9 protein-coding genes are annotated in these 6,948 nt (G+C 40.8%); 1 reads left to right on the forward strand and 8 read right to left on the reverse strand.

Translation table 11 applies throughout. The features are described from left to right. Nucleotides 1–81: 81 nt before the first annotated feature. Nucleotides 82–1,293: an acyltransferase family protein gene (locus BUA53_RS17000; RefSeq protein ID WP_072836591.1), complete on the reverse strand. Its 1,212-nt coding sequence runs from the start codon at nucleotides 1,291–1,293 to the stop codon at nucleotides 82–84. Between the two features lie 73 nt (nucleotides 1,294–1,366). On the opposite strand from BUA53_RS17000, the gene BUA53_RS17005 reads away from it, so the two are divergent. Next, nucleotides 1,367–2,335: a glycosyltransferase family 2 protein gene (locus BUA53_RS17005; protein WP_072836592.1), complete on the forward strand. Its 969-nt coding sequence runs from the start codon at nucleotides 1,367–1,369 to the stop codon at nucleotides 2,333–2,335. Nucleotides 2,336–2,584: 249 nt separating this feature from the next. On the opposite strand, the gene BUA53_RS17010 is transcribed toward BUA53_RS17005, so the two are convergent. The 7 genes from BUA53_RS17010 to BUA53_RS17035 all read right to left on the reverse strand — a co-directional run. Continuing rightward, nucleotides 2,585–3,118: a hypothetical protein gene (locus BUA53_RS17010; protein ID WP_139256474.1), complete on the reverse strand. Its 534-nt coding sequence runs from the start codon at nucleotides 3,116–3,118 to the stop codon at nucleotides 2,585–2,587. Between the two features lie 526 nt (nucleotides 3,119–3,644). After that, nucleotides 3,645–3,848: a hypothetical protein gene (locus BUA53_RS17015; RefSeq protein ID WP_072836594.1), complete on the reverse strand. Its 204-nt coding sequence runs from the start codon at nucleotides 3,846–3,848 to the stop codon at nucleotides 3,645–3,647. Nucleotides 3,849–3,947: 99 nt separating this feature from the next. Beyond that, nucleotides 3,948–4,373 carry a hypothetical protein gene (locus BUA53_RS17020; protein WP_072836595.1) on the reverse strand — a complete coding sequence of 142 codons (426 nt, stop codon included), beginning with the start codon at nucleotides 4,371–4,373 and terminating at the stop codon, nucleotides 3,948–3,950. A 169-nt stretch (nucleotides 4,374–4,542) separates the two neighbouring features. Then, on the reverse strand, nucleotides 4,543–4,773 hold the full coding sequence (locus BUA53_RS17025; RefSeq protein WP_072836596.1) for a hypothetical protein: 231 nt from the start codon (nucleotides 4,771–4,773) through the stop codon (nucleotides 4,543–4,545). Between the two features lie 22 nt (nucleotides 4,774–4,795). After that, complete coding sequence (locus BUA53_RS21275; protein ID WP_175546104.1) at nucleotides 4,796–4,972, reverse strand: hypothetical protein; 177 nt, start codon at nucleotides 4,970–4,972, stop codon at nucleotides 4,796–4,798. A gap of 109 nt (nucleotides 4,973–5,081) precedes the next feature. Continuing rightward, complete coding sequence (locus BUA53_RS17030) at nucleotides 5,082–6,134, reverse strand: alkaline phosphatase family protein (protein ID WP_072836597.1); 1,053 nt, start codon at nucleotides 6,132–6,134, stop codon at nucleotides 5,082–5,084. Nucleotides 6,135–6,402: 268 nt separating this feature from the next. After that, a partial coding sequence (locus BUA53_RS17035; protein WP_139256475.1) for a carbohydrate-binding protein occupies nucleotides 6,403–6,948 on the reverse strand: 546 nt, incomplete at its 5' end.

Here is a 6,948-nt window from a genome sequence, read left to right on the forward strand (position 1 = left end):
TGTTTTCTTATCAATGCCTGTATACTGTTTAATAAAGAAATCAACTTCCGGCAATCTCTGCTAACTCCTGGCCGTTCCATGTTATGAAGATGTAGGTATGGATCTTTTATCCTGTTTTTTATCAGAAGCGTATTTCTCATTATAGACAAAGTAACGCTTCAGGTCAAGGACAGGCTTTTCCAGTATATACCAGGATAGCTTGCATAAAAAATACAACACCCAAAAATGAACCAGGAAAAATAGATAGGGAAAATAGTTTTCAGGTACAAATGGTAGGTAATGATAAAATACATTTATTGTTCTGTAATAGAACAAATAAAAGAACAGTACATGGTATAGATAAATTCCATAGCTCACCCTGCCAATAGCTATCAATACTGAATTGTTGAGTGCCGATAGTATAATATTTCGTTTTGGCTGGTGCACCAATATATAGCAGATGATCCAGCTGCCAAAAATGGAATATAATATTCTCCATTGATGATAAAACTCCAGGCCGCACCAATCCAGTATCATGACCAACAGTCCTAATGTAGCGGCTATGTTTAGAACCAGGTAAGCCTTTTTTAAATGTCCAGGTTTCGTAACAACTATCCAGGCTAACAGGCCGCCCATACCCAATGCATCCAGGCAGGTTTGCGGCAATACATAACTGAATTCAGGATCACTGGCCATGAATTGGCTGAAGATGCCCGCGCCAATGAAAATGATAATTAAAAAAGGAAGAAGCCTTTTAGGTAAAAATAAAATGGCCAGTGGCCAAACGAGGTAAAATTGTTCTTCCACGGCAAGCGACCAAAAATGTGGTGTAAGCGTGGGCCATGTCTTTATATTGAATACATAAAAGTTAGATGTATAGGTTAGGTTGGCAAATAGTTCCCCTTGTAAAAGTGGAAGATGCAAATGGTCATGCAATACAATAACCAGCAAAAGCGTGAAATAATAGGCCGGGAAAATTCTTAATACCCTGCGGATATAAAAGCTCCTGATCACTGTGCCAAGAGAATGATTGTACTCTTCAGCCTCATCCCGGTTATCCAGTAATATGCGGGTAATAAGAAAACCACTAAGCACAAAAAAAACAGTAACACCAAAGGGGCCTGTACGGACAACATTGAAATAACTTTCTTTAGGTAACCAATGCCACACCAGTACCAGGATTACCGCAATGGCTCGTATGCTATCCAGTTGTTTAATATATTTCAATGCGGGCATCCTGTATACAATATACTTGTTAAAGGCAAATTCCCTTGTATTACCTAAGGCTGTATGGCTGATTTGAGAATGCTTCATTAAAGTCAAAAACATATATTATAATTCCTTAATTATTTTTTCTAATCTTGTGGTCGCTACTGCCTGAGATAAAATGAAGTCGCCACCCATCATAAAACCCTACCCTAATGTCCCCGGACGCCCTACATGGTCCGTTATGATCCCGGCATACAATTGTGCACACCTGCTTCCCCAAACCCTTGAAAGTATTCTGATACAGGATCCAGGACCTGAGCATATGCAAATAATGGTAGTAGATGATGCAAGTACTGATGCAGATATAGAAGCCCTGGTAAATGAGATGGGCAAAGGGAGAATATCCTATTACCGGCAGCCGCAGAATGTGGGAAGCCTGAAGAATTTTGAGACCTGTATCAATCTCTCCGAAGGCCACCTGGTGCATATACTACATGGAGATGATCGCGTAAAACAGGGTTACTATGATAAAATAGGTTCTTTGTTTCAACAATACCCTGGCATCGGTGCCGCATTTTGTCGTTACGATACCATCGACGAATCCGGAAGGCTGTTATGGACCCATACGCTGGAAATGGATCATGATGGAGTGCTGGACAACTGGCTGCTGAAGATAGCCAGTAAGCAACGGCTGCAATTCTGCACTATCACTGTGAAGCGGGAGGTGTATGAAAATATCGGCGGCTATTATGGTGTAAACTATGGCGAGGACTGGGAGATGTGGGCACGCATAGCCGCTCATTATAAAGTAGCCTATTCACCTGAGATCCTTGCAGAATACAGGATGCATACCGACTCTATTTCAAGTGCATCATTTGGCAATGCTAATAATATCCGCGACATACGCTGGGTGATCAATACCATTCAAAACTTTGTTCCGGTACAACAGAGAAAGATGGTGTATAAAGCCGCCAGTAAACATTATGCCCATTATGCACTCAGCATAGCCAACCTTATCTGGCATAAGACCAGGGATAAGAAAAGTACGCATCTTCAAATATGTGAAGCCCTTAAAATGCACACTGATGCTTCCATGTTGATCAATGCAATGAAGATCTATACCAAGATGATGATCGGAAGAGTGTGATAAAAAGTCAAAAGTCAAAAGTCAAAATTCAAAAACTTAAGTGGCGGGTGCGCATGTACTATTCAGTTAGTATACAAAACCGGCGAAGCCCTTTGCGTTTTCTTTGTGTGGGTTCTCCTTTGCGTACTTGGCGATACTCAGTCAATTCTATTTGCAATCAATTCTTCAACCTAAATACTGACTGTTATAGGAATACGCATCTACACCTAAGAAACTACAAACTACACACTACAAACTACAAAAACTTCCTTAAGCAGCATGCTTAAGGAGAAACAGCGGGATCCTGTAATCTTCCGGAAACTCGCCTTCAAACCTTATGGTCCATTCTATATCATCCATATACAACTTAAAGTATTCTATATCCTCTTCACTAAGTGGTGCAGAAACCTGGATATCCAGCTTGTTCTTCATCTTCTTTTCCTTTTCAGGCCTTTGTTCTTTAAGCCTTGCCTTTAATTCCTCTTCAAAGGAAGACAGGAGTAATTCAAACTGCTCCCGGGTAAGGGAAATACGCTTTTGTTCCGTAAGAAAGGAGAACAAGGCTGAAAACACTTCCCCTTTCTCACTTCCCTGCTTTAAAAAAGCAATGGCTATTCTTCTAACTTGAGTAAACAGCCTTGAATATCTTCTTTTAAGGGGCACAAACCGGTAGATAATAGATGACATGATATTACCCGCTGCAAATCTTTCTGAACTTCTCCTGCTGCCTTCAAAGGCAGGATCCTTCCAGAAGCGCTTAGAGTCCACTCCGGGCAGCATTCTTACAAGGAAACCCCAGTCCACATCCTTATAAAAGTTGATGTCTCACACACTGTACCTGTTGCAGTTACATGACTTATTTGCTTTGCCATAATGATATTGGATTTTATTTACTGTAAAACTACACCAGCACAAATAGTCACTTTCCCGTTTGGGCACGTTTGGGAACGAATGGGCACAAAATGGCACGAATTGGCACTTTTGGGAACGTTTGGGTCTGGAGTTGACAGGTTAACAGGTTGGAAAGTTTGTAAGGAAGGCTCCTTAAAAAGGCCTCTTACATTCTCCCGAATGCTGTGCAATCATTTGATCCTTTGCGCACTTTTGTTGCTTTACCCTTCCTTGAGCATTGAACATTGAGCATAGCTTATTGAACATTATTCAACCTTCTACCTTCTACCTTCTTTCTGCCTGGCTCCTCCCAACCAAAGCCCTACTAACAGTATAGATACTGCGTGATCACCACGCAGTATCTATACCGTAGCTATACTGTTGATAGGTAGTTGATAGGTAGTTGGTATAAATTAGACTGGAATAAATAAGTCTTTAATTATTCATCATCCTTTAGTTCCCTGCCGGGATCATCGCTTTGGCGTGGGGCATAGGAATTGGGTATATCGCTAACCGATTTGTCCGAAAAATCATTCGGTTGCTGGTCGATGTATTCTGGCTGGTTCTTTAATTGAGAATCCGTTTCTGTTGGTTTAGGGTAAGACTCCGGCCTATCCTGCCTGGGTTTGTTATCTGCCTTCATAAAAAAGTTTTTGTTTTTATAGTCTATAAAATCATTAAGCCCTTAAAAGGGCTTAATGATTTAAATTCTAGCAAGAATCATTTGCTTTGAACAAGTGGATTACATACCACCTTGTCCGCTGCGGGAACCACTGTCGCTTCCGCTGCTGCGATCAGTATTTCCGGTTCCTGTGCTTCCACCACGGCCCTGGTCACCACCTTGTAATCCAGATCCCTTGTTAGAGCCGCCCATTGATCCACTTTGTGAACCACTGGTACCTTGACTTTGATTTCCTAATCCACCAGATCCACGCTCAGTACCGGATTGTGATCCGCCAGTACCTGATTGAGATCCACTTTTAGATCCCATACCAGATTGAGAGCTGTCAGAACCTGATTGAGAACCACTTGTGTTCTGGCTTTGTCCACTCAAATTACCTGATCCGCGCTGAGATCCACCCATACCTGATTGAGAACCACTTTGTGATTGATTTCCCATGTTTGAGTTGGAATTCTGATCTTGATTTTGATTTCTGTTTTCTGCCATAACTGTTGTTTTAAAAGTCAAAAAATTGAGAACCGTTTTTATCTATAAAAATTATATGCCTGCCTTGTGTTTAACTCCTGCCTGTTATATTTCTTCAATACTTTAAAAGTTAACACTGAGCAGTATTGGTAATGTAGAACTTCGTCAACAACCAATATTGTAGTGTTTGCTACTGGTCTGACACCTGTCCATCGAAATCACTACCTGTAACTGTTCTTTTGGTTGTGACCCCGGAACCACGTGGTTGAGAACCCCTGTTTCCACTGGCATCAGTTGTTGAACGATGATCCATATCTGCCGTGCCTCCTGCAGAGGTGGTATTTTGTCTTTCATTTGCTTTAGCACCTGAACTTTCCAGGCTCTCACTGTCATGCACATGTGTTTTTTTATTGTCTTTCATATTTGTTCTTATTTAATTATTATTAATGATTAGTAGAGGTAATTTTTTCATTGCCATCAGAGCCATTTTGTTCTCTACCAAGCCCATCCCTGTTTCTTTGCTGACTTGGCGTTTCAAATTCTTTATGCCTTCCCTTTTCACCTTTCTGAATAGCATTCACTCCTTTTTTGGGAGCAGGTTCATTTTTATCTTTTCGCATAAGTCAAGGTTTTAAATGAAGAAATATCTGGTGTGATGTATAATTATAATGGAAAAAACTATGCCGTAAGAAGCAGTCTAAACAGTAAAATCGGGCAAAGCAAACACAGCTATTTTCTTGTCAAAAGCTGGGTCATCAGGTCTTTTAATGATTTTTGATAGACCTGGTTTTCTGTTTTCATTTCTCCTGATGGTACCACATTATGTCCTAATAAAGCAAACCAGGTTTGTCCTGAGCCTGGCACAAATAATCCATGACGCCCCCAATTGGAGGGTAGATTACCTCTTCCATGATCAGTGGTTATCATGAAGGTGGTTTTTCCGGCATACTCAGGCATAGACTGAACCATTCGCCACAATTCTCCTATCATGCGGTCAGCATTATTGGCCTGCTCGAGGTATTGATCATACCTGTTCTCATGACCTGCATTGTCAGTACCGCTAAAGCTGAGGAATACAACGGATGGCTTGTTATTCTGAATGTATTCTTTGCTGGCTATGTAGGTCAATTCATCATAGCGGGTAGCGGTTTTTTCTGCAATGACATCTGATTGTAGAGTGTTCAATAATTTTTGTGCTATGGAGGGCTCTTTAGATTTTACATTTTCAAACCCGCTATTGATTACAAAGCTGCTTTTTTGTTCATTGAGAATATAAGGGAATACATCCCACGAGGTAAAAGCTGCTACTTTTCCTTTATAAGCTGGTGATCCATTCAATAGTTCAAGAATATTGCTATTGGTATTTTTTGTTTTTGAATTACTATTTATGGTTAGGTCAACAGAGCCTGTTAGAAGCTCGCTATACCCGGGATAAGAAAGAGCATATGGATTGGAAACATTGACTTTGTTTTGAAATTTCCTGTTGCCGTAAAGCTGGCCATCTTTGGCAATGACATTCCAGGTAAAAGGCATCAGTTTTTTCCTTCTTTCTATTGGATCACGATCCCAGTATAATGCTTTGATAGTTGAGTTAAGTGGCGTTGTTTCTTTGTCATTCAGAAGAGCTGAATCAGCACCATTGAAAAGCTCCTGCCAGCGAAAACCGTCGAGGGTTATTATGAATAATTTATTCTGCGGATCTAATGGAGTCATGGAGCGTTGTGTATTACTTACAGATACACTTAAGGTAATTAACACCATACAGATCAATAGGGCCTTCATATACTATGTATAAAAAAAAGTGTACCAGTTTTAACAATAAAGGCCGGCTTGCATGAAGGCTGATTTTAATTTTATTAAGTGGAATTTTATGTTGCCATAGACAGATGGAGGTAAACTGACCTCAATTAGGGAAATGTTATAAATGAGGCTTTACTTGAAGCGTTTAATTATTTATGGAAAGCCCCTGATTTCATTGAACATTGTACTAAGCTTATCACATAAAAAAAAGGCCGGTTGCCCGGCCTTTTTTGTTGATCCTGCGATCAGTTTATTGTTTGATGACCTGTTTAGAAATTGTTCCCTGCATGGTACTAATATTTAGAATATAGATACCAGGTGTAAGATTGCCCAGGGAGATTCTATCCTGGCTGCGCAATTGTGTTTTTTGCAGCCTGTATTCCCGCACTACGGCACCAGAAGAATTCACTACTCTCAGTTTTATGTTTCCTTTGAAATTTTGATCGAGAGATAATGTGAATGCATCCTGAACGGGGTTAGGGAAAACAGCTACCGAGGATGTTGCCAATTCCTCAACCATCACATTGGCAGCCCTTCGGGCCGTTACAAATGTTCCACCTGCTACTTCCAGCCAGTTGATATTCCATCCGGCACCGGTTGTTGACTGCAGCCTGATGGTTTGTGTGCCAGCTACCAGATTGATATTTGTTGAAATAGTTTGCCATGATTGCCATCCACCTGTAGTGGGTACATTCACAGTGGCAAGGACAGCACCTCCGCTATTCTTTATCTGGAACTGCGCACCTGTATTGGGTGTAGCAACTCTTAAATTGATGGCATAGCTGCCGGCTGCAGG

The sequence above is a fragment of the Flavisolibacter ginsengisoli DSM 18119 genome, from assembly GCF_900129295.1.
In the GTDB taxonomy this organism is placed as follows: domain Bacteria; phylum Bacteroidota; class Bacteroidia; order Chitinophagales; family Chitinophagaceae; genus Flavisolibacter; species Flavisolibacter ginsengisoli.